This window comes from Flagellimonas rhodophyticola (assembly GCF_049332665.1).
Classification (GTDB): domain Bacteria; phylum Bacteroidota; class Bacteroidia; order Flavobacteriales; family Flavobacteriaceae; genus Flagellimonas.
Genome location: NZ_CP186326.1, coordinates 3,398,559 through 3,422,017, shown reverse-complemented (window position 1 = coordinate 3,422,017; position 23,459 = coordinate 3,398,559). Strand labels below are relative to the sequence as shown.

Here is a 23,459-nt window from a genome sequence, read left to right as displayed (position 1 = left end):
AAAACTTGGAATTAAAACTCAGTATCTAGATTGATGTAGTCCAAAAACTCCCTTCGAACGGCTTCATTCTTGAACTTGCCCCCATATTCAGCGGTAACCGTGCTACTTTCCACATCACGGATTCCTCTGGAGTTAACACAAAGATGCTTTGCATCAATTACACAAGCAACATCTTCCGTACCTAAAGCTTTTTGTAACTCTTTTACAACCTGAATGTTCAATCGTTCTTGTACTTGTGGACGCTTAGCGTAGTAATCCACGATACGGTTCATTTTCGAGAGACCGATAACTGTACCACTGGAGATGTACGCAATATGGGCTTTTCCGACTATGGGTAATAGATGATGTTCGCAGGTTGAATACACCGTAATGTTCTTTTCAACCAACATCTCGCCGTATTTGTATTTGTTTTTGAAGGTCGAAGGTTTTGGCTTACGTTTTGGATGCAATCCGCCAAAAATCTCATTGACAAACATTTTTGCAACTCGCTTGGGGGTTCCATTTAAACTATCATCATCCAAATCAAGACCCAGTGTCAACATAATTTCACGAACGTTGTCTTGAATTCTTTCGATTTTTTCTTCATCGCTCAATACAAAAGCATCATCCCTTATTGGGGTTTCCGTAGAAGAGCCAACGTGATCGTCACCTCTTTCCTCATACTGTTCTTCCAAAGCCTGCTCTAGTTTCATTGCTGTTTCTTCAAGGATGCAAAGATATACATTAAAGTACTATTTAACATCTGGTATACTGACTTTGACAACATAAATTATTGTTAAGGAAATGGCTGGTTTACTTTTATAATGCCCAAACCTACAATAGTTTATGGTGAGATTAGTCGCAGCAACCCTTATTATGGCTTTTTATAGCCAGGTGACCTTTTCACAGATATCGCCCGATTGTGGCGGTGCTATTCCTATTTGTAATAATACGCCCATCAACGGAGGCTCCAATGGCTATGGAGTTGATGACTTCAATGGAGCGGCTTCAAGTGGCTGTTTGGAACAAACAACTACGGGTTCTATAGAATCAAATTCCGTTTGGTATCGATTCCGGACTTCGGCGGCGGGCGAATTGGGCTTTAATATTGGACATAATAGCAATGAAGATTGGGATTTTGCACTTTACAGAGCCAGTGATTGCAACAATCTAGGAGATCCTATTCGTTGCAACTTCTTTGATAACAGTGAAAATAAATCGTTTATTGGGGTGGGAGAAGACCCAACTGGGGATGCAACCTCGGTACATTATGAAGATTGGGTTCAAGTAAATGCTGGAGAAGACTATTATCTGTTTATCAATAATTTCAGTAATGTGAATTCTGGATTCTCCATCGAATTTACTGGTGATATTTTTACAACGAATCCAACCGATGCTTTGGATTGCTCCATTATCAACAACCTTTTGGGTGCGCCTATTGCTGCTTGTGATGGAGATACTGTTAATTTGGACGCCACCACAACAGGAGCTACCTCCTATGAATGGTACAGCGATATTGGAAGTGGTTTTCAGGTACTCACTGGTGAAACCAATCCCACATTAAGTGTGACATCTTCGGCGCAATACCGAGTTGTGGTTGTAACACCTACAGGCAATATTATTAGTGAAGTTCAGGCTGTTTTTAATACTGTTCCAGTAACCAACCTAGTTGCAGATGAAGTGTTTTGTCATACACCTTCGGTGGTATTCGATTTGACCACAAAAGACGATGAAGCACTAGGAGCACAGGACCCAAGCCAATATATGGTGAGTTATCATTATACTCAAACAGATGCCATCGCAGGTATAAACCCAATATCCAAACAATTTCCAAAGAATCCTGGACAGGAGGACATTTATGTCCGTACCTATTCACTGACCAACCCAAATTGCTATGATGCCTCTCAGAATTTCAGCATCAATGCGTTAACCTCTCCTGAACTTACATTTGATGATGAGGTTACCATTTGCGAAAACTCAACTGGTATTGTTATTGGCGAAACGGTACCAAACCCCGCATATTCGTATTCATGGAGCACGGGTGAGCTTACCCCAAGTATTAATGTGACTCAAGCTGGGGACTATACACTTACAGTAACCAATACAGTAGGAGGACTTAACTGCGAGTCTAGCAGAACGGTTCAAGTGAACATATCGCAATTACCGGTTATCACCGATGTTGAAGTTGAAGATTTTCAAGCCAATAGTCGAGTCACCGTGTTGACGGATTTACAAGGTGATTTTGAATATAGACTCAATAGTGGAGCGTTTCAATCAAGCAATGTTTTCGAAGATGTTGCTGGTGGAATGCATACCATTACCATGCGAGATTTATTTGGATGTGGAGAGGTTGTTGAAAATATTGTAGTGGTTGGATTTTCCCCGATTTTTTCTCCTAATGGCGATGTTCTTAATGAATCGTGGCAAATAGATGGTCTTTCAGCCTTGAATTCTCCGATAGTTACAATTTATGACCGGTATGGAAAGTTAATTACCCAGTTGACCGAGTTCAGTCCTGGATGGGATGGAAGCTTCAAAGGAAAACCTCTGCCATCCACCGATTATTGGTTTAAACTGTCTTATCTGGACAACGATGGTAACAGGGTTTACGCCAAATATATCCAGAACCATTTTTCACTGAGACGATAGTCAAAGTGTAGTTTATCGATTAAGTGTATAATTTTTCGGTTAAAAAATACTAAAAGGGTCCTTTTGGGAGTTATAAAAGTTATCACAGAATAACCTTTAGCCCCAAATTCTATGAGAGCTCTATTTTGCGCTATATGTTGTTTATTTCTGGGACTTCTCACAACAAGCGCCCAAAATTCACCGGATTGTAGAACAGCAATTCCTGTTTGTGCAGATGCACCCATCATGTCAGCTACCGATGGAGGAGGAGATATCGATGATTTTGACCCCATGGTCATTACTCAAACCGGCTGCTTGGAAAAGGGAAGCGTTGCCTCAGCAAATATTGAAAACAACACTTCTTGGTATGTTTTTAGAGCCGGAACGGATGGACAAATCGGCTTCGATATCGAAGCTTTGCCAGTGATTCCCGGTGGAATAGTTACTTCAGAATTGGATTTTGCCCTTTACGGCCCTTTTGATCAAACATCTGGACAAAACTTCTGTACCCTAGTTGGTAATGGAAGCGCACAGCCCATTCGTTGTAATTATGAGGTAAACGTTACCAATTATACAGGTATTGGGGTAAATCCAGTTGATGGTAGAGTAGGAGCACCTTTCGTGGTTGGAAGTCAAAACACGTACGATGAGTGGTTGGACGTAACCGCCGGAGAGATTTATTATTTATTTGTCAATAATTACAACACCAACTTTAATGGTGACCCAGAACCTTATATGTTGACCTTTACAGGTACCTCGGTCGATGCAGATCAGAATACCGCATTAGATTGTACCCTTAGGGATGAATTTTTGGGACTGGACATAATCGCTTGTGAAGGAGATCCAGATATTACTTTGAGCGCCTTGAACTCACCTGCTGGGTCAGATATTGCAAACGTAACTTGGACGGTTGATTATGAAGATGATGGAATAATAGACGCTACACTACCCGGAACAGGACTATTTGGCGCTGAGCTTGTGGTCACAAGTCCCAATTCAGGACGTTATTTTGTTGAAATTACTACCGCTTCGGGGACACCTCCAACGGTTATAGATAATGGAGGAATTCTAATTACCTGGTATGGTATACCCCAATTAGATCAGGTAATGGTTATAGATGACTTTGTAAACAGTAATCAAACCGACCCTTATAATATTGAGATAGTGGCACAAGGCACTGGAGATTATGAATATGCCATAAATGGTGGTGAATTTCAAGATGACCCTCAGTTCTTTGATGTGCCTCCAGGAATCAACACAGTTATCATTAATGATAAAAATGGATGTGGAACCACAGAACCTATTGAATTTTTAGTAGTTGGTTATCCCAAGTTTTTTACTCCCAATGGAGATGGCATACATGATAATTGGAACATTTTGGGAATAGAGACACTTTCCAATCCGGCGGTTTTTATCTTTGACCGATACGGCAAGTTGCTAAAGCAGTTGGATGGTACAACCCTTGGTTGGGATGGAACATTTAATGGAAGAGCTCTGCCATCATCAGACTACTGGTTTCGATTGGATTATGAACGAGATGATAATGGTGTTTTTGTAGCGCGATCCGTACGGCGGCACTTTACGTTAGTCCGATAATCAAAAAGGCTGGAATTTCATCCAGCCCTTTCATCATTTAAAAGATCTAATTTTAAAATTTTAGGGTATATCCTAATGTGATATTGGTATTGATTCGGTTAATCATGGCCGTGCTGTTTATACCCGAATCGAATAGTAAGGTATTCACATCTTGTTCTGTTCTGCTGAAAGCCAGGTCCAATCTGCTGCCGCCAAAATTATATCCAATACCTCCAGAATATCCGTTCAGGTCTCCAATAATATCTCCGTTCTCATATGGACTTTGTTCATATCTATAACCGGCTCTAAGACTAACTTCATCAATTCGAAGTTCTCCGCCTAACCTATACGTATTTACTACACCTAATTCACTAGCTATAAAATCGTTTTCAGAAGTAAAGTTTGGATCCGTTGTAGGACGTAATTCTGCTTGTGACATATCTTGGTGGCCATAGTCAAAACTTAGCAACCCATCTTTTCCAAATACAACCGCAACGCTTCCGGTAAGTTTAGCCGGAACCTTAATTCGGTATTCCTCGAAGAGATTTACAATACCAAAATCGATAAAGTTGATATCAGATACTGCTAATGTCGAATTAATTCGTTGAGAGACGTCATCCGTCAATTCGTACCAAGTAGGGGACTGGTAGCTACCACCGACCCGTATATTATCATTCAATTTGGCAATTGCACCTACACTGAAGGAAAAACCATATCCCTCCGTATGCAAAAAGTTGTCAAACGTTGTGGATTGAACCGGAGAGGTGGCATCATAACCATTTTCATCCAATAGGGTCAATCTATCATAGAATATGGAATGAAAATTAAGCGAAGCTCCCAAGTAAAGATTGTCCTGATATTGTCCGGCGGCATTTACAGTAAACTTACTATTATATCCTGATGTGCTCTGAATATATCTTTGGTTTACGCTGGTATATTCCGCATTAGAAAAATACGTAGTATTCGCGTCAACATCGTCGGTAGGTTCGATAAGTCCAGCTTGGAACCCTAAAAAAGCCTGTTGAGCTCCAAAACCGAGATCAGCACCTATATTGAGATAAGCATCCTCAATATTCTCCCCTTGTTGAACTCGAAGATTACCCAGGGTTTGTCCATCTGCAAAGTTTAAAAAGTAGTTGTCAATACCTTGGGTGGTATTTCCAGCAACAGCAAATTCATTGTCAAAATTTCGTGCAAGGTCATAATTGAAGGAAAGTGCTAGTTTTTTCCATGGACTATCCGTTGATTTGAACACAAAAACTCCCCCGACTTGATTCAATTCGGTAGTATTTGTGTCACTATTTCGAAGGCTATTACCGAACAATGCATCATTATTTCGGTTATAATTGGAACCAGAAATGGTAAACTGACTGTAATTGAACACCGCGGACCCCGCTGGGTTTACATTTAAGGACGATAAATCGCCACCGAGTGCGCCGAAAGCACCTCCCATGGACTGAAATCGTGCGGTTCCAATAATATTCTCTTGACTATATCGCAATACATCATTAATGTTTTGGGCACTTGCAAAAGTGCATACCAATACCATGATGAAAGTTGAAATCCTTTTCATTTTGAGTGATTTAGTTTTTTAAATAAAACAGTGTGAAATGTTATCGTCTTCTACTACTTCTTGATGATGAGCGCGTAGCACCTGAGCTTCTTCCACCGCTAGAACTTCTGCTGTAGCTTCTACCACTGCTGCTTCGACTGCTACCGGAACTTCTATAGCTTCTTGAACTGCTGCCAGAGCTTCGATAACTTCTTGAGCTACTGCCCGAACTTCTGTAGCTTCTTCCGCTGGACCCACTTCTGTAACTACCAGAACTTCTGGGAGTAGTAGATCTTCTATAATTGCTGCTTCTCGGAGCGGTTCGTCCGGAAGATTGATAACTCCTAGTGCTTCTGCCCGGTGTACGGGATATGGTTGAACTTCTACTTGTGGTAGCTCCTCTTCTGTATGTGCTGCTACTTCTTGTAGACGGTGAAGTACCATAGGAGCGTCCGGTTCTATTGCCTCTATAGCTGGGTGAGGTTCTGGTGCTTCTACTTGACCTGTAGTTTCTATTTCTAGAAATTGCATCTGCACTAACCGCTCTTCTTGCCGTTGTACCACTACGATACGATCTTGAACTTCTTGCTGCCGCAGTGCGACTGGCATTGGAACGACCACTATTTGCTCTGTATCTTGATGAATTTCCTCTTGTTCTTGAAGCCAAGTTGGACCTTCCTCTTAATGAAGTGCCTCGAATAGAACCTGCATATCCTCTTCTACCTCGATTATACGCATATCCTCTTCCATAATATCCTCTAAATGGACGGCCCCAGCGATTTCCATAATAACCACCCCATCCAAAACCGACTCCGGCATAGCCCCAATAGGGATCCCATCCCCATCCATAGTTGCCCCAGCCCCAGCGGTTCCATCTCCAAGGGTTGTTCCATCCCCATCCATATCCTCCCCAGCCGAATCCATTCCAGCCATAACCATTCCATAACCATGGGTCATTCCATCCCCAACCAAGGCCACCCCAGCCGAAGTTGTCGTATACATTTATCGAAACACTGGTTGGGTTGTCTCCCCATCCTGGATTTCCACTATATGTATTGTTGTTGGCAAAATAATTGGTCTGTTCGCCCAAGGGAATACTGTCATTTTCTATGTCGCTACTATAGTTATCAATATCGGTAAAGATTTCATCCTCTAAAATTTGGTTGTATTCATCGGCTTTTTGCCCGAAATAATCTCCGTATATATCACTTTCCTGTTGTTGAACTCGAACACCTTCAGCTGATTTCTTTTCAACATTTACAACCCGATTGCCGTTGGAATAAATCCCATCATCATCATAATATGAAGCTTGCTGGTACGACCCGCAAGAGGCCAATAGAAGAGTGGCCATAACAAATGTGGCGACAATTTGAGTTTTTGGGCGGGGTAAAGACTTTGTCATCATGCAATTTTTATTGTTGAACATACTAAAAATAGTTAGTTTTGCCCAACTATTTTTGATTATAAAGTCACAAGTTTTGTGCCAAACTACTGTAGATGGGTAAAAAATTAACTAGTCGAAGCGAGGATTATTCCAAATGGTATAATGAACTTGTCGTAAAAGCTGATTTAGCAGAGAACTCTGGTGTTAGGGGTTGTATGGTTATTAAACCATATGGATTTGCAATTTGGGAGAAAATGCAGGCTCAGCTGGATAAAATGTTTAAGGAGACGGGGCATGAAAACGCCTATTTCCCACTTTTTATTCCAAAATCCTACTTAAGCAAGGAAGCTAGTCATGTTGAGGGGTTTGCCAAAGAATGTGCTGTTGTGACCCATTATCGTTTGAAGAATGCGGAGGATGGAAGTGGAATTATCGTTGATGAAGATGCTAAATTAGAAGAAGAGTTGATTGTTAGGCCGACTTCTGAAACCATTATATGGGATACATACAGAAAGTGGATACAATCCTATAGAGACCTTCCTTTATTAATAAACCAATGGGCCAATGTAGTGCGATGGGAGATGCGAACACGTTTGTTTTTGCGTACGGCCGAGTTTTTGTGGCAAGAGGGACATACCGCACATGCTACAAAAGAGGAAGCACTTGAAGAGGCTGAACAAATGATGCACGTGTATGCCGATTTCGCAGAAAGCTATATGGCCGTTCCTGTGATAAAGGGAACCAAAACAGAAAGCGAACGCTTTGCAGGTGCAGAAGAAACTTATTGCATAGAGGCGTTAATGCAAGACGGCAAGGCATTGCAAGCAGGTACTTCCCACTTTTTGGGTCAAAACTTTGCAAAGGCATTCGATGTGAAATTTGCCAACCGAGAAGGGAAACAGGAGCATGTCTGGGCAACTTCATGGGGAGTTTCAACAAGGTTGATGGGAGCACTTGTAATGACCCATAGTGATGACAACGGATTGGTATTGCCTCCAAAATTGGCACCTATTCAAGTAGTGATTATCCCAATTTATAAAGGATTGGAGCAATTGGATGCAATTTCGGAGAAAGTAGACCCTTTGGTCAAGGAATTGCGTTCAAAAGGTATTTCGGTAAAATATGATAAGCGGGATACACATAAGCCTGGATTCAAGTTTAATGAATATGAGCTTAAAGGAGTTCCGGTGCGGTTGGCTATAGGTCAACGCGACCTGGAAAATGGAACTTATGAAGTAGCCAGAAGAGACACATTGCAAAAGGAATCGGTGCAAGCTGAGGAGATAGTGAATAAGATTACTTCATTGCTTGAGGAGATTCAGAAGAATGTGTACCAAAAAGCCTTTGATTATAGGGAAGCTCATATTACAGAAGTGGATTCGTATGACGAGTTTAAGAAAATAATCGAGGAAAAAGGCGGATTTGTTTCCGCTCATTGGGATGGAACTTCTGAAACTGAGGATAAGATTAAAGAAGAAACCAAGGCAACCATCAGATGTATTCCTTTTTATGGGGACAAAGAAGATGGGAGCTGCATGGTGACAGGCAAACCTTCCATTCAAAGAGTGCTGTTTGCCAAGGCTTACTAAAGCAGTTAAAAATTAATAGTAACTGTTGCAAGACTTAAAAATAGTTGTATTTTTGCATCCGCAATTATGCAACCTTATGGCCCGTTCGTCTAGGGGTTAGGACGCCAGGTTTTCATCCTGGTAACAGGGGTTCGATTCCCCTACGGGCTACGAAGTACTAGGTTAGAGGTACAAAGCTGAAAATATATTTTATGCTTTGTGCAGTTAACTTTAAGCTTGAAATGGCCCGTTCGTCTAGGGGTTAGGACGCCAGGTTTTCATCCTGGTAACAGGGGTTCGATTCCCCTACGGGCTACTGAAAAAAATTTGAAAGTATAAATTAAGACAATGGCAAACCATAAGTCAGCATTAAAGAGAATAAGAAGAAACGAAGCGGTACGTTTGCGTAACAGATACCAGCACAAAACAGTTCGTAATGCAATAAGAAAGTTGCGTGGCGAAGAAGATAAGAAAGCTGCTGAAGCATTGTTGCCAACTGTTGTTGGAATGATTGATAAGCTAGCTAAGCGTAACATCATTCATAACAATAAAGCGGCCAACTTAAAGAGCAAGTTGATGAGCCAGGTTGCAGCAATGTAACCTAGAACCGCATTTATAAAATAAAAAACGCCCCAAAATGGGGCGTTTTTTCGTTTTCGTACAGGAACCTTATCCTATTCCTTAAGTTCAGTTTCATTTCGATAACCAGTGGAGTCTTTATACCAATCTTGATATGTATTTCCACCAGAAGTGGCCCATTGATTAAAGAAATTATACGCTTGGTTAATTGGGGTATTTTCTTTCGGAGGTTTAAAGTTGTGTACGATGTTTATAGCCCATGGCAGACCAGATTCGGTTTGGTAATTCCCATCTATATCTTGATTTACACCTTCCAGAGTGGTATCATTTGCTCCTAGAGTTGTTCTAAATCTGTTTGGTAGATGAATTTCCCTGCCCCTATCCCTATCAATTATGAGAAATGGATTAAAGGGGGCAATACCAAGTTGGGCAGTTGTGATTGGTGTTGTAAATCTAACAGATACAGTTGAAGGTACATTCAACATGGTCTCATGGTTATCGAACAAGATAATTACAGCTCTATCTTGACCTTGTTCCACGCCATTTGAAGCAACATTTATATACCCTTCGGTTAGGACGGTTCCTGTAACGGATTCCACCAAACTTGGAGCAATACTTTCAAGTTCAATTCCAAAAGCGTTTATAAAACCTGCACCATCGGAGGTTACTTCAAAATGTATGTCCAGTTGCACGGCCATGTTGTCCGCATTCAGTACCGCTACGAATCGGTAATTCACAGCTGTATCATTAAAATCATAATCTCCTAAAAACGGCCAAAGATCTTCAAAAGCAACCGTGCCCCAGCCATATTTACTTGGTGTGAACTGTTCGAAAGCTTTATCGGCTTCTTCTGGAAAAGCATCATTACTGTCCGTTATTCCATCTCCATCCGTATCAGGGTCCACAGTAACTTCATCAAAAATCCTGAATGTAGTTAAGTCATTTATTGTTCTGTCAAATAATACCCCAGATGTAGAGTTTGGTCCATAACGATATTCCCAACCACCGGTTTGAGTATCCATAACAATCAAGTCACTGTTAGAACTACTATTGGCCAACCATAATTCTGTATTAGAATCGAAGGTCATTGAAGTTGGGTTAAAGGGTAAATCTTCTCCACTTATTCTTGTTGCATCATAGTCGCCTTCTCCATTTAAGTTAAGTCGATATAACCCGGAGAATGAACAAAGAAAAAGAGTGCCGTCTTCAGCAAAGGCCAAGTCACCACCATTCTTTTTATGAAGGCCGATAATATCCCAATTAGATAAGATATTGGCATTTTGAGGGTCGATGGTATAAAGCTTATTGCCTGTGGAGAAATATAGCAGACCATCGTTTTCATTATAGTCCAAACGGGGGCCACCTATATTTAAGTTTCCAACGGTAGTCCAGGTATCATTGACCATATCATACTTCATCAATGGATTAGGGCTAGATCTACCAATGGAATACAAAAAATTGTTTTGCTGATCTATTGCAGCAGTCCAACTACCCATAGGCATGTCACTAACAAAGGTAAAATCGCCGGTAACAGGGTCAATCTGAAACATCTCACCTGACCCGTTAACACAATATAGATAGTCTTCTACCATAGGTTTGGATGCGGACGCTCCTTTTCCACTTTGGGAAGAATAGGTATAGTTGACCAATGAGCCAGTTATGTTAACCACGGCCGAAGTATAGCTAAAGCCTTCTTTTCTCCGGATATAGAGTTGGTCGTAATACTCGGGGACAACAAACGTATGTTCAATGGTACCTCCCGAAGGCATTCCGCTAAAAATCAAATGGTTTAAATTATCCACGGAAATTTCTACACCGGTTTCTTCCTCCTCTTCCTCATTTAAATAAGTGATTTGCTCACCTGTAAGTATCTCATCATTGTAGGCGTAGACGTCATACTTTACACCTGCGGTATTATCGGTGATAATAAGTTGTACTTCCTTGTCCGTTTTAAACTCAAAGTTCGTCGGAATTTGTAATTCAGTAATTGCCAATTCGTCGATTGGAACTTCTGGGTCTGGTGTTTCCCCTTCGGGCTCTGGAACAGGACCATCAAGGCTATCCTTGACACATGAAGTCTGGAATGAAAGTATTGCAATACAGATTGCGGATAAAATGATTTGGGACTTTTTCATCGCTTAAAAGTTTATTGGATTCTAGTCCAATTTTTGAGTTAAAATTATATGCATCAGAATAAGGTTTTACCTCATTTAAGACAGATTTCGTTTATATGTCGGTGAATGGTAATTGTTCATCGATGAAATATTTGATTGTTATTTTTTCAATAAATGAACGAAAAAACCTACAAAAACATATTTTTTATCGATAAACGGTTCTTCGAAGTTGTGAAAGAAAGGAAAAACGTGGTGAACGTTTATTGGGTTATCTAAATGCCTTTCTCTTGCCTAAAAGAAAACCTGCTATGAAGAATAGGTACATAATTACTATGAGTATCATTAAAAACTCATGTAACCTATACTCATAATAGAAAATAGGCCAGTCATAGGCCGCAATGAAAATAAATGGGAAGAAGATGTGAAAAATGAAAAGCCCAATACTTACCCAGAACATGAGATTATCTCGCATCGAATAATAACTTTGCTCTGTTCTTTTTTCGATGAAATACAATCCAATGGCATATAGCAAGACAATTGAAGCCAGTAAATCAGCATAATAAAGTCCAATATGCAATGGATTTTGAAAAAGAAGGCTAACAAGATAACCCAGTGCGGCTATCATTGATGCATACTTTACCCGTACTTTATGTTTTTCATTCTTAAGAACCTTCCAATAGATGTAATAGAAGAATGTAAAGGAGACAACAGAATAAATGTTGAAAATTACAATGTTATGCCAAGCATATCTGTAATCCGAGAAGAATTGGAATTCATCGGTATGCTTAATGAAATAACCCAAGAGCTCAGTCAAAAACGTATAGATAATGAATACGGGAAAATATTTCAAAACGGTATCGTAATACCTTTTATATCTTATCACAGAGATTATCCATGCAACTAAATATAGTGGAATGGTATAATGCTCTTTTACGAAATCAACGAGCTCCTGAGTCATAATCTATTAATAATCTGCATCAGGTGGAGGACCAGCTGTACTTCTGTTTAATGTTAAACTCTGGCCCGCATATGGCGCAGGAGGTGATGAAAAGCTTGGTGCAAAACTGGCATAAGCTTTTTGTTCTCCTTTTTGTGTACTTCCAACACCTTTTTGTCCAACCGCATCCTTGATCAGCTTGGCTTTCCCATCTTCCCCAATATAAAAACCATAATTGTGTCCATCTACGTCAATGGTCGGAACAATGAACACGGCATTTTGCCTTGGATGCACTACTTTTTTGCCATCAGGGAATTTTTCCTTGTTTGGGTAATTGCCAAAATAGAAACGAAGGGAAGAAATTTCCACATTAGCATCTTTCGCTTCTTGTTCAATAAAGTCCATGTATTGTTTAATGGTACTATAATCGTAAGAAGAAAATCGAGCTGGCCGGAATTTTTCTTCGGACTCATCTCTCTCCTTTTCGAATTGTTGGATGATTTCAACTCTATTTCTGGAGTAATGGTCATATAAAGATTTTGATTCTTCCAACGAAATGATTTGCTCAGGCGGTTTTACTCTTTCCTTGGGTTCTTCATGAGGTTCTTCTGTTTTTGGTGGTTGTTTGCAAGCTCCTAACAAGAGTATTAGGGAGCCAAGCAACATAGCAAAGCTGGTTTTGGTGTTTTTCATTCTAAAGTGTTTTAATTTGTTGGGTTGGGGAAACCGTATTAAAGATATGTTTTTTCTGTAAAACCTATTAAGAAAAAAACCCTTTGAGCTTGCTCAAAGGGTTTAAAATTTGTGATATTCTAAAATATCGAAGCGTTTATACTAGTTATTCATAGTTAGTAGAAATTCTTCGTTGTTTTTGGTTTGCTTTATGCGTTGTTCCATGAATTCCATGGCTTCAACTGGGTTCATATCTGCCAAGTATTTTCTCATGATCCACATACGTTGTATAGTGGTTTCATCCAAAAGAAGATCATCGCGACGGGTAGAAGAGGAGATTAAATCAATGGCAGGGAAAATTCTACGGTTAGAAATTCTTCTATCCAATTGAAGTTCCATATTACCAGTTCCTTTGAATTCCTCAAAGATTACTTCATCCATCTTAGAACCTGTTTCTGTCAATGCTGTGGCAATTATCGAAAGCGATCCACCGTTTTCGATATTCCTAGCAGCTCCAAAAAATCTTTTTGGTTTGTGAAGGGCATTGGCATCAACACCACCACTCAATACTTTACCAGAAGCTGGTTGCACGGTATTATAAGCACGAGCCAATCGAGTAATGGAATCCAGAAGTATAACAACATCATGACCACATTCAACTAATCTTTTGGCTTTTTCCAATACAATGTTGGCAACACGAACATGCTCGGTAGCTTCTTTATCAAAAGTAGAAGCGACTACCTCTCCGCGAACATTACGCTGCATATCGGTAACCTCTTCAGGGCGTTCATCAATCAACAGAATAATTTGGTAAACCTCCGGATGGTTAGCTGCTATTGCATTGGCAATATCTTTGAGCAACATGGTTTTTCCAGTTTTAGGCTGAGAAACAATCATGCCACGCTGTCCTTTACCAATAGGCGAAAACAGGTCCATAATGCGGGTAGACAATGTGCTTTGTCTTTCCGCAAGCTTAAACTTTTCTTTAGGAAATAAAGGCGTCAAATGCTCAAAAGAAACCCTGTCACGCACCACTTGTGGATCTAGTCCATTTATTTTACTGACTTTGATCAATGGAAAATACTTTTCCCCCTCCTTTGGAGGCCTCACGTTGCCAAGTACAGTATCCCCAGTTTTTAATCCAAATAGTCGAATCTGGGATTGGGAAACATAAATATCGTCTGGTGAAGAAAGGTAGTTGTAATCAGAAGACCGCAAGAACCCATATCCATCCTGCATAATATCGAGTACACCTTCACTTTCTATAATACTATCGAATTCAAACTCAGGTTCTTTATATCTGTTCTTTAAATCTTTGTCAAAGTTGCTGCTCTTCTTTTCATGTCCACCTCTGTGGTGTTGGTTACCTTTCTTAACATGCTGGCTTTTTTGGTGACCATTTTGTTTATGATGATCCTTTCGTGCAGGTTGTTCCTTAGGAGTTTCCTTTTTTTCCTCAGAAGGTTTGTCAGCAATATTTTCTTTTGGAGCGGGAGCACTTTCCTTCTGCTCTTTGCTAGGACGTGGTGTTCTTGACCGCTTGGGTTTAGGCTCGCTTTTTTCTTGCTGTGGAGCCGAACTTTCTTGAACAACTTTAGGATTGGATGCCTGTACATCTAGAATTTGATAGACCAAATCAAGCTTTTTTAAGGCCTTAAACTTGGGAACACTTAGATTCTTTGCAATTTCTTGCAATTCAGGTAGCTTTTTAGCTTTTAGATCTGAAATCTCAAACATTAAATGATGAATAAATTAAACGTATCGAATGTAATTTGAAGTAAAAGTTATTTGGGGGTACTACGGTAGGAAAGATTTCCTTATGCGAGTGCTTTGCTAATAACGACACAATTATACGAATTATTTTCCAAGAAATAGGGGCAATTATCAAAAAGACACCTATTTTTGCCTTTCCAAGTCAAATTATACAATGATTCAGCGCATTCAGACGTTTTTTTTAATACTTGTGGGGGTTATCTCCGGTGTATTGCCATTTGTGTTGAATTTATGGATTGATGGAGAAGGAGTGGCCGTGTTTGCAGAGAACGAGTTGTGGATAAGTATTGTATTCTATATATCCGCAGCGTTGGCCCTGATTTCGATTTTTATGTTCAAAAACAGACAAAATCAATTTGTATTGAACAGATTGAATATGATATTGAATCTTTTTTTACTAGGATTTTTCGTTTATCGATCACTAAGCTTATCCGGAGAAAACACCATTTCTGAGAAGGGTATTGGGATGCTGATTCCTGTATTTTCTATCGTTTTTCTGGTTCTGGCCAACAGAGCCATCAAAAAGGATGAAGATCTTGTAAAATCTGTTGATCGCTTACGTTAAACCTAACATCTTAGTAGTATTAGTGCGAAAAGCCCCGGCAATGCCGGGGCTTTTATTTTTGTAATATGGTATATATGCTTATTGCATTAACGTTTCCTCTGTAAAACCGTTTCCGAATTTTATATTGGTAAGCGTCTGAATTATACTCGGGTCTTCCGAATAACCTTCTTCACTTGGCAAAAAGTAAGTGCGTTTCGCAGAAACCAATTGTCCATCAATATCCTCATAGTCATAATTTGCAATGATTACTGGTTCATTCACCCCTAAAAAAGGTAGGGAAAAATAAAACCGATCAATCAATTTGGTCTCTGGGTTTACATAAAGAATATAAATGTCATTTTGCTCCTTACCTGTGACTTCTGGGTCATATGTCACATGAAGTTTGTCATAGGTAGTGCCATTGTATTCTTCTTGCCCTTGATAAGTGGTAATGGTTCCACCATCATTTAATTTATAGGGCATAACAAACCAAAAATGATTGGCTTTTCTTAGAAATTCGCCCACTGCATTACCTTGGGGGTCGTCTGTCTTCTCCCCATTGACAAGAACCACGGTTTCGTTTCCATTAAAATATTGAACCACTTCACCTTCTGTTTCAGGCATTACATTGATTTCATGCTGGGAGTATTTCCCATAAGAAGCTTCGGAACTAAAGATGTAACGTTCAACGGATACATCCTTTTTATCATTGGCTGGAGAATGATAGGTATATGTGTACTCTACATCACCTTTTTTCCAAAGGTCGTTCCATCCTCCATGAGAATGCTCAATGGCTGCTAAAATGGTTTCAGGGTTTGTTGTGTCATAAACGGGCTCTTGAACCACTGTCTCAACCAAATTTTGCTCATCTGCCTGCGCTTTTTTGTCCTTGGATCCACAGGAGACCACGAACAGCACTACAGCGATGGCAAGAAATTTTAAATTAATCGTTTTCATTTGTTTTTAAGATTGTTTGGTTTCTTAGACGGGAGTCCCGGATGATTCTTACGAATACTTAAAATATTTAAAGCCCAAACTTTTGCTGGAATTTTGCAACGTTAAAACCCTGTATTTGCACTAAACGGGATTCGGTACTTTTTGGGTTTAGTAGCGGATTGGTATGGTTAAAATGAATAAAATGAACTTTAGCTTTTTCTTTGGCGGGGAGTTCATCAAAAAGTTTCATGCTTTCAATTACAAACGGATGTGGTATTTCGGAAATATCCCTGTTGTTAATTTCTTTTTCGTTAAAAAAGGAAGCATCTAAAAAGGCTAAATCTACTTTCTCGATTTCTTTCACAATACTCCTTTCCCATTTGTGCCACTTATCAATGTCAGGGATAAAAAGAATAGACTTATTCGGGCCAACAATTTTATAACCGACTGTTTCCGAATACTCATCCCTATGCGGCACGATCATGGGTACAACTGAAATATTGGATGTCAGTTTTAGAGATGTTTGATCCTGAATTTCTGAAAGCACAATATTGTTTAGGGTTACCAACTGGTCCCAAGGACCATTGGTTTCCAAAAAAGACTTCATTTTGGGCATTGCATAAACCGGGACTTGGTTAGCCCCTTTGGCCTCTCTTCCCAAATACATCAATCCAGTGTAATGACCCATATGGGCATGCGTCAAAAAAATTCCGTCAGGGATATCGGTATTTTTCCCCGAAAAACCTTTTAGCAATCGTAGTTGAGCAGACATGTCCGGGGTGGCCTCAAAAAGAAACGATTTTCCATTCTCATGATCTACCACTCCTAATGAAACTACTTTGCGACCCGTGTCTGGATGTTCAAATAAAGCCGAGCAACATTCTTTCTGGCAATCAATATGAGGACTCCCAGCATCTTGTACCGTCCCTAAAATATAAAGTGCAACATTGCTTTGCACCTCTTCGGATACTTGGGATAATTTTTTCTGCTTGCCCTGCTTGCCGCATGCAAAAAGGAGTATTAAGGCGATAAAAAGACAATTCTTCATTTAATTCTTTCCTAATTCAATTACTTCTAAATTCGATATGTTTGTTCCATCTATGATAAAGCGAAGCATGGTCCGCACCCTATGAAAACCATGTTTGCCACAGGCACCGGGATTCATATGTAGCAGGTTCAGTTTTCTATCATTCATTACCTTCAATATATGGGAGTGTCCACAAATGAATAGTTTTGGGGGGTTTCTTTTAATTTCATCCCGCACTCTCACATTGTATTTCTCAGGATAACCGCCAATATGGGTAATCCAAACATCAACTCCTTCGCATAAAAAACGGTTGTGCTCCGGAAACTCACGTTGTATGATGTGATCATCAATATTACCGAAAACCCCACGAAGTGGTTTTGCAGCTTTTAACTTGTCGGTCACCGCAAGATTTCCAACGTCTCCAGCATGCCAAATTTCATCAGCTTGTTTGGCATACTTTAAAATAGAATCGTCCATATGCCCATGTGTGTCCGAAAGCAGTAAGATTTTGGTCATAACGCTAAAAATATGCTAAAAATTTATCGTAAGATTTCTATTGGATGGGATTAAAGTATCTTTATCAACTTAAAAGTAAGGGATCCAATTGAGATATTTTATCCAATTTTCTTATTTCGGAAAAGCCTATCACGGCTGGCAAAACCAACCTAACGCAATTACCGTTCAAGAAGTGCTGGAAAAAGCACTTTCAACCCTGGTACGTAAAGAGATTGATTTGGTAGGAGCAGGGAGGACCGATGCTGGGGTGCACGCAAAAGAGATGTATGCGCATTTTGATTCTGATGACTTTGAAAATTCAGAAGAGCTAACATATAGACTGAATGCATTTTTACCCGAGGATATAACGGTGCAGAAAATTACACCGGTCAAATCGGATGCCCATGCGCGCTTTGATGCTTCGGAACGGACCTATGAATATTGGATGATTCAAGAGAAGAATCCATTTTATACTGATTTTGCCCATTATGTAAAACATCCATTGGATGTTGAGGCGATGAATCAATCTGCACAGTACTTATTGGACCATAAAGATTTTGAGTGTTTTTCCAAATCCAACACAGATGTAAAGACCTTTTTATGTGATGTTAGGCAGGCATTTTGGGAAAAGAAAGAAGAAAAATTGGTTTTTACCATTGGGGCGGACCGATTTCTGCGCAACATGGTCCGAGCAGTTGTAGGTACCCTATTGGATGTTGGGATGAGAAAAATGAAACCTGAAGAAATCAAGACCATTTTAGAAAGCAAAGACAGGGGAAAAGCTGGCGTCTCAGTGCCGGCAAAAGGATTATATTTGACAAAGGTCTCTTACCCAAAAAGAATATTCAATGAGCAATAAAGATGAAATAGGTAAAGCATTTGATTTTGGGCTGTTCCAACGCATATTTGCTCATACCAAACCTTACCGAACCACCTTTTGGGTGGTGGCGATTGTAGCTATTCTGTCAGCTGTTTTTGCGGTGTTGACCCCTATTTTAGTCAAATTCATTATTGATGAACCCCTTACCAATAAAGATAGTGAGCAGTTGTTGATTGTTGTATTGGTTATGCTGGGCGCTCTTCTTGGGCAGGTCATTTGCCAACTCTCTTTCAATTACTTCGCAAACCTTCTGGGGGAATCTGTCATCAAGGATATTCGAATCCGACTTTTTCAAAAGATGATGGGTTTTAAAATGACCTATTTTGATAAATCTTCTATTGGTGTACTGGTGACAAGAGCAGTGGCCGATATGCAGCGAATAGGGGAAATATTCAGCCAAGGTTTTTTTGTTATCGTTGCGGATTTGTTAAAAATGCTCTGCGCTGCAGGTGTAATGCTATATATGAATTGGAAATTGGCTTTGATAGTCTTCGCAATTCTACCCATAATTCTGATTGCTACCCGACTTTTTCAACAAGCAATGAAAGTTGCATTTATTGAAGTTCGGGCTCAGGTATCCAATCTAAATTCATTTGTTCAGGAACGAATAGCTGGAATGAAAATCGTACAGCTCTTTAATCGTGAGCAGATAGAAAAGGAGAAATTCCGGAAAATCAACGAAAAACATCAAAATGCTTGGTTAAAAACGGTTTGGTATAACTCCATCTTTTTTCCGATTGCCGAAATCTCCAATTCCGTAGGAATAGGTTTGGTGGTGTACTTTGGAATCATCCAAAACATTGATAATATTAGCTTGGATACCAAAGGATCCATTTTTGCTTTTTTCTTTCTGATGGATCTTTTGTTCCGTCCCTTGCGTCAGATTGCTGATAAGTTCAATACCCTTCAGATGGGCATGGTGGCAGCTAACCGAGTGTTCAAAATTTTGGATACGGATAGTCAAATTGCAGACAATGGAACCTTGGAAAGAGCGGATGTCAAAGGGGACATTGGGTTCAAAGATGTTAGATTTGGCTATGTCGAGAATGAAGAAGTACTACACGGTATTTCGTTTGATGTAAAAGCGGGAGAAACGGTTGCCATTGTTGGTGCAACGGGGGCTGGAAAATCTACAATTATCAATTTATTGAATCGTTTTTATGAAATCCAATCAGGGGATATTTTGGTTGATGGTCATAATATTAAAGAGTATTCTTTGCAATCATTACGTTCCCATATAGCAATTGTATTGCAGGATGTATTTTTGTTTGCAGACTCCATAGCAAATAATATATCACTACGTGATGACGATGTTACCGTGGCTGATATAGAAGCCGCTGCCAAACAAATTGGAGTGCATGAGTTTATTTCCAGTTTGCCGGGAGGATATCAATATAATGTTAAGGAACGAGGAAGCATGCTATCAAGCGGCCAACGCCAATTGTTAGCATTTTTAAGGGCTTATGTGAGCAACCCAAGTATTTTGATTTTGGACGAGGCTACTTCTTCTGTGGATACATATTCCGAGCAATTGATTCAACAGGCAACAGATAAAATCACGGAAGGAAGAACTTCAATTATAATAGCACACCGATTGGCCACTATCCAAAAAGCGGACAAAATCATTGTGATGGATGCCGGTAAGATTGTTGAGATGGGCACCCACAAAGAATTACTTAAAAAAGGCGGTTACTATAACGACTTATATGAAGCTCAATTTTTGGCCGAAGAAGTAGCATAAATATTGATTTGCATTGATTTAGTGGACGCTAGAATCGTTAAACTGCCATAGTACATTTACAATTTGCCATTTCCCATTTAATTTGACAATATGCATGTAGTCAATCCAGTCATCAGCAATCAATTTTACTGAAGCAGTTTTGTCGTAAATGTCAAGTATGACCACATCTTTCTTTGGACGTTCCGGGAATTTATCACCTTTCATATTATAGGTTTCGGCCAGCAAAACCATTGCATCGGTAAAAGTTTCCCTTAAATACTCTTTTTGAGTTGTCTTGTTTGTCCAGAACGTTCTTTTTACCATTCTCGGGTGGGCGGCCCGCTCAAATTGATCTGGTTTCAGATTATGTTGGGATTCTATATAATCCAATGCCACTTGCTTAATATCCGTGGAATCTTTTAAGGATTGGGAATTGGCATGGAATATTACAGAAAATCCAAAGCACAGAAATAGGATGGCGGATTTTATCATGGTTTGTTGTTTTAAACCAAATGTATTGAATGTTGAAAGCAAAAAAATGTTAATTATGATTTTCTTTGGAAGATGAAAAACATTCCAATTCGAACCGAGCTGGAAGACCTAGAAATTGTTATTTAGGTCTAAAATCTTCAAGGGTCATTTGGCCGGTTACCAGCATCAAGGTAACAATCAATGCTCCCATGGCCACCATTACAATAACCAAGAAAAAAAGATAAGCCAGACCTCGGAAAAATGTGCTAAGAAATTTGGTTTCGTGAATCTTTTGTAAAACATAGAATTGGTAAATTACAATGACCAATAAATATGCCCAATTGAAGATATCATACTTTATATCGAACAAACCGAAAAGAGGAATACAAACCAGCACTTGAACAAATGAGGTTTGCCCGGTGATATATGCATTTGTAACAAGGTGTTCGGTATAATTGAGTTTTTTCTGATCTATAAATAAAAGCCAAGTTATTAACGCATAAATCGGCATTATTAAATAGGACAGCAACCCTTGATAATCGAAAACAAATTCCATATTGGTCGGTTGCTTGTCCGTAAAGCTGCTGTCGGTAAGGTTTAATTGGTAGAGGTTCCTGAGAACAAAAAACATGATTCCAGACAAGGTGACAGCTATTGCGAAATAGCTTATTGGATTCATGTATCTTTTGCGTGTTCCCGCAATATAACTGTTTACCACTTCGGCCGGCTGGGAAAATAAATGCCGAAAAGTTTTTAAGAAGGTATTATCTAAATTGAAAATCTGAAAGCTGACGTCTTGAAATACATTTTTAAGCGTCAAACGATTGCGTATTACCTTGCCTCCACATGAGGGACAATAACCGAAATCGGATCTTAGGTTAGCTTCGCAGTTTTTACAGTTCATTCTTACTCCAAATCTTTTCTCAAAAATTGGGTTAACTCCTCCAGACCTTTGAATGGTGCAAATTCTCCATCCTTAATATAGGAAATAGACCCTGTCTCCTCACTGACCACCAAACAAATTGCATCAGTTTTTTCGGTAATCCCCACGGCAGCACGGTGACGCAATCCAAAACGTAAGGGAATATTCCGATCATTGGAAACGGGTAAAATAACTCGGGTAGCGGTTATATAATTATCTTGAATAATCGCTGCTCCATCATGTAAGGGGCTATTTTTGAAAAAGATGCTTTCCAAAATGGGTTGAGTAATCTCAATATTCATGCTATCCCCAGTTATCTTAACAAAGTCGAGGGAATTGGTGCGCTCTATGACAATAATGGCCCCAGTCTTTGTAGAGCTCATTTTTTCACAGGCCGCTACAACAGCCTCAACATTAGTGTCGCCGGGCAAGGCCTCTTGCCTTAAAAATTTAAAATGTCGGATGAAACTTCGTTTAGAGGCAAAGTTTGTGGAACCTATCATCAAAAGAAACTTTCGAATTTCTTGTTGAAATACGATGATCAATGCAATCAATCCAATGTTCATAAAACCTCCGACCATACTGCTTATCATTTTCATCTGTATTAACTCCGTCAATTTCCAAAGTGCCCAGACAATTACAATTCCGATAAAAATATTGATGGCAACTGTGCCCTTTACCAGTTTATAAATATAGTAGAGTAATGCGGCCACAAGGACAATGTCAATGACATCAGTGATTTTAAATTCAAGAAAATTCAGAAAATCCAACCGCGGTGTTTTTGTAAAATTAGCAAAAATAGAAGAACCAAAAATTAGAGGGTGTTGGCTTTCAATGCTTCAATGAGCATTACACACTCTCCTGCTTCTTTAACGTCATGTACCCTTAAAATATTGGCACCTTTCAATAAGGCAATGGAATGCAAGGCCGTTGTGCCGTTCAAAGCTTCGATTGCTGATGATTCTAGAATCTTATAAATCATCGATTTTCGGCTAAGACCAATTAATAGTGGAACTTCAAAAGTTTTAAAAAGATCAAGATGATTCAACAAGGTATAATTCTGCTCCGTTGTCTTCGCAAAACCAAAGCCAGGGTCTATGATCACATCATTGATTTTAAGTTGGGCAGCTTGGTCAATTTTCTTGGAAAAATAAAATCGGAGGTCCTTGATCAAATCATCATAAATGGCTTTTTTTTGCATGGACTGAGGTGTCCCTTTCAAATGCATCATAATATAAGGAACTTGATATTTGGATACCGTGGAGAACATCTCTGCATCCAAATTTCCAGCGGAAATATCATTGATCATTGCAGCTCCCCGTTGTAAACACTCTGAGGCTACTTTGCTTCGAAATGTATCAATGGAAATCAATGTTTCTGGGAAATTCTTAAGAATCAACTCTACTATGGGAAGCAAACGCTTTAATTCCTCATCTTCAGGGACATGTTCCGCTCCCGGCCTTGAACTGTATGCGCCCATATCAATAAAGGAGGCGCCTTCTGAAAACATTTTTTCCACTTGCTGAAGAATGTTTTGCTCGTCTTTGTACCTTCCACCGTCATAAAAAGAGTCGGGTGTAAGGTTCAAAATACCCATCACTTTAGGTGTAGTAAGATCAATAAGGGTTCCTTTACAGTTTATGGTCATAAAGAATATTTGCTTTGATGCGTTTCATTATCTTTGGCACGGTGTTTAGGGCACC

Annotated in this window: 22 protein-coding genes and 2 tRNA genes; 9 read left to right on the top strand and 15 right to left on the bottom strand. The window is 39.5% G+C overall.

The annotated features are described in order from the left end of the window. Positions 1 to 11: 11 nt before the first annotated feature. Positions 12 to 692 (bottom strand): GTP cyclohydrolase I FolE, encoded by a 681-nt coding sequence (folE, locus tag ACOKFG_RS15345; protein WP_298791145.1) that lies wholly within the window; start codon positions 690 to 692, stop codon positions 12 to 14. 133 nt (positions 693 to 825) lie between these two features. Between folE and ACOKFG_RS15340 the strand changes: the two genes are divergently transcribed. Continuing rightward, positions 826 to 2,628, top strand: coding sequence for a T9SS type B sorting domain-containing protein (locus ACOKFG_RS15340; RefSeq protein WP_422861558.1), 1,803 nt, complete (start codon positions 826 to 828; stop codon positions 2,626 to 2,628). Between the two features lie 225 nt (positions 2,629 to 2,853). Continuing rightward, the gene (locus ACOKFG_RS15335) at positions 2,854 to 4,203 is read left to right on the top strand and encodes a T9SS type B sorting domain-containing protein (RefSeq protein WP_422861557.1); all 1,350 of its coding nucleotides are present in this window, start codon (positions 2,854 to 2,856) and stop codon (positions 4,201 to 4,203) included. Positions 4,204 to 4,255: 52 nt separating this feature from the next. Here the strand turns inward: ACOKFG_RS15335 and ACOKFG_RS15330 are convergent, their stop codons facing one another. The 3 genes from ACOKFG_RS15330 to ACOKFG_RS15320 form a co-directional block, all read right to left on the bottom strand. Further along, positions 4,256 to 5,755 carry an outer membrane protein transport protein gene (locus ACOKFG_RS15330; RefSeq protein WP_298791139.1) on the bottom strand — a complete coding sequence of 500 codons (1,500 nt, stop codon included), beginning with the start codon at positions 5,753 to 5,755 and terminating at the stop codon, positions 4,256 to 4,258. A gap of 18 nt (positions 5,756 to 5,773) precedes the next feature. Further along, positions 5,774 to 6,343 (bottom strand): hypothetical protein, encoded by a 570-nt coding sequence (locus ACOKFG_RS15325; RefSeq protein ID WP_422861556.1) that lies wholly within the window; start codon positions 6,341 to 6,343, stop codon positions 5,774 to 5,776. A 72-nt stretch (positions 6,344 to 6,415) separates the two neighbouring features. Next, positions 6,416 to 6,736 (bottom strand): hypothetical protein, encoded by a 321-nt coding sequence (locus ACOKFG_RS15320; RefSeq protein WP_422861555.1) that lies wholly within the window; start codon positions 6,734 to 6,736, stop codon positions 6,416 to 6,418. A gap of 495 nt (positions 6,737 to 7,231) precedes the next feature. On the opposite strand from ACOKFG_RS15320, the gene proS reads away from it, so the two are divergent. From proS to rpsT, 4 genes are all read left to right on the top strand, one after another. Further along, entirely contained in the window at positions 7,232 to 8,707 is a 1,476-nt protein-coding gene (proS, locus tag ACOKFG_RS15315; protein ID WP_299174618.1) for a proline--tRNA ligase, read from the top strand. Between the two features lie 78 nt (positions 8,708 to 8,785). After that, positions 8,786 to 8,857 (top strand) — tRNA-Glu (locus ACOKFG_RS15310). A 73-nt stretch (positions 8,858 to 8,930) separates the two neighbouring features. Next, positions 8,931 to 9,002 (top strand) — tRNA-Glu (locus ACOKFG_RS15305). 32 nt (positions 9,003 to 9,034) lie between these two features. Then, positions 9,035 to 9,286: a 30S ribosomal protein S20 gene (rpsT, locus tag ACOKFG_RS15300; RefSeq protein WP_298791133.1), complete on the top strand. Its 252-nt coding sequence runs from the start codon at positions 9,035 to 9,037 to the stop codon at positions 9,284 to 9,286. Between the two features lie 74 nt (positions 9,287 to 9,360). Here rpsT and ACOKFG_RS15295 read toward each other — a convergent pair whose 3' ends face one another. The 4 genes from ACOKFG_RS15295 to rho all read right to left on the bottom strand — a co-directional run bounded on the left by ACOKFG_RS15295 (position 9,361) and on the right by rho (position 14,725). Further along, on the bottom strand, positions 9,361 to 11,400 hold the full coding sequence (locus ACOKFG_RS15295) for an LruC domain-containing protein (RefSeq protein ID WP_422861554.1): 2,040 nt from the start codon (positions 11,398 to 11,400) through the stop codon (positions 9,361 to 9,363). 247 nt (positions 11,401 to 11,647) lie between these two features. Continuing rightward, positions 11,648 to 12,337, bottom strand: a complete 690-nt coding sequence (locus ACOKFG_RS15290) for a hypothetical protein (RefSeq protein ID WP_299486192.1) — start codon at positions 12,335 to 12,337, stop codon at positions 11,648 to 11,650. Between the two features lie 6 nt (positions 12,338 to 12,343). After that, positions 12,344 to 13,009 (bottom strand): hypothetical protein, encoded by a 666-nt coding sequence (locus ACOKFG_RS15285; protein ID WP_299486190.1) that lies wholly within the window; start codon positions 13,007 to 13,009, stop codon positions 12,344 to 12,346. Positions 13,010 to 13,150: 141 nt separating this feature from the next. After that, a complete protein-coding gene (gene rho / locus ACOKFG_RS15280) occupies positions 13,151 to 14,725 on the bottom strand; it encodes a transcription termination factor Rho (protein WP_298791123.1) in 1,575 nt (524 codons plus the stop codon). A gap of 190 nt (positions 14,726 to 14,915) precedes the next feature. On the opposite strand from rho, the gene ACOKFG_RS15275 reads away from it, so the two are divergent. Further along, positions 14,916 to 15,326: a DUF4293 domain-containing protein gene (locus ACOKFG_RS15275; RefSeq protein WP_299486188.1), complete on the top strand. Its 411-nt coding sequence runs from the start codon at positions 14,916 to 14,918 to the stop codon at positions 15,324 to 15,326. Positions 15,327 to 15,404: 78 nt separating this feature from the next. On the opposite strand, the gene ACOKFG_RS15270 is transcribed toward ACOKFG_RS15275, so the two are convergent. The 3 genes from ACOKFG_RS15270 to ACOKFG_RS15260 form a co-directional block, all read right to left on the bottom strand. Next, positions 15,405 to 16,262 carry a DUF6503 family protein gene (locus ACOKFG_RS15270; protein WP_422861553.1) on the bottom strand — a complete coding sequence of 286 codons (858 nt, stop codon included), beginning with the start codon at positions 16,260 to 16,262 and terminating at the stop codon, positions 15,405 to 15,407. Between the two features lie 67 nt (positions 16,263 to 16,329). Further along, entirely contained in the window at positions 16,330 to 17,289 is a 960-nt protein-coding gene (locus ACOKFG_RS15265; RefSeq protein ID WP_422861552.1) for an MBL fold metallo-hydrolase, read from the bottom strand. After that, a complete protein-coding gene (locus ACOKFG_RS15260) occupies positions 17,290 to 17,784 on the bottom strand; it encodes a metallophosphoesterase family protein (RefSeq protein ID WP_422861551.1) in 495 nt (164 codons plus the stop codon). 88 nt (positions 17,785 to 17,872) lie between these two features. Here ACOKFG_RS15260 and truA point away from each other — a divergent pair, with 88 nt between their 5' ends. After that, positions 17,873 to 18,622 carry a tRNA pseudouridine(38-40) synthase TruA gene (gene truA, locus ACOKFG_RS15255; protein WP_422861550.1) on the top strand — a complete coding sequence of 250 codons (750 nt, stop codon included), beginning with the start codon at positions 17,873 to 17,875 and terminating at the stop codon, positions 18,620 to 18,622. Then, on the top strand, positions 18,612 to 20,384 hold the full coding sequence (locus ACOKFG_RS15250) for an ABC transporter ATP-binding protein (protein WP_422861549.1): 1,773 nt from the start codon (positions 18,612 to 18,614) through the stop codon (positions 20,382 to 20,384). Before truA ends, ACOKFG_RS15250 begins: the two co-directional genes overlap by 11 nt. An 18-nt stretch (positions 20,385 to 20,402) precedes the next feature. On the opposite strand, the gene ACOKFG_RS15245 is transcribed toward ACOKFG_RS15250, so the two are convergent. From ACOKFG_RS15245 to folP, 4 genes are all read right to left on the bottom strand, one after another. Further along, positions 20,403 to 20,855, bottom strand: a complete 453-nt coding sequence (locus tag ACOKFG_RS15245) for a nuclear transport factor 2 family protein (protein ID WP_299486176.1) — start codon at positions 20,853 to 20,855, stop codon at positions 20,403 to 20,405. Positions 20,856 to 20,973: 118 nt separating this feature from the next. Further along, entirely contained in the window at positions 20,974 to 21,738 is a 765-nt protein-coding gene (locus ACOKFG_RS15240) for a DUF3667 domain-containing protein (protein WP_299174605.1), read from the bottom strand. 2 nt (positions 21,739 to 21,740) lie between these two features. Beyond that, positions 21,741 to 22,526 (bottom strand): diadenylate cyclase CdaA, encoded by a 786-nt coding sequence (gene cdaA / locus ACOKFG_RS15235; protein WP_298791105.1) that lies wholly within the window; start codon positions 22,524 to 22,526, stop codon positions 21,741 to 21,743. Positions 22,527 to 22,570: 44 nt separating this feature from the next. After that, on the bottom strand, positions 22,571 to 23,404 hold the full coding sequence (gene folP, locus ACOKFG_RS15230) for a dihydropteroate synthase (RefSeq protein WP_422861548.1): 834 nt from the start codon (positions 23,402 to 23,404) through the stop codon (positions 22,571 to 22,573). Positions 23,405 to 23,459 lie beyond the last annotated feature (55 nt).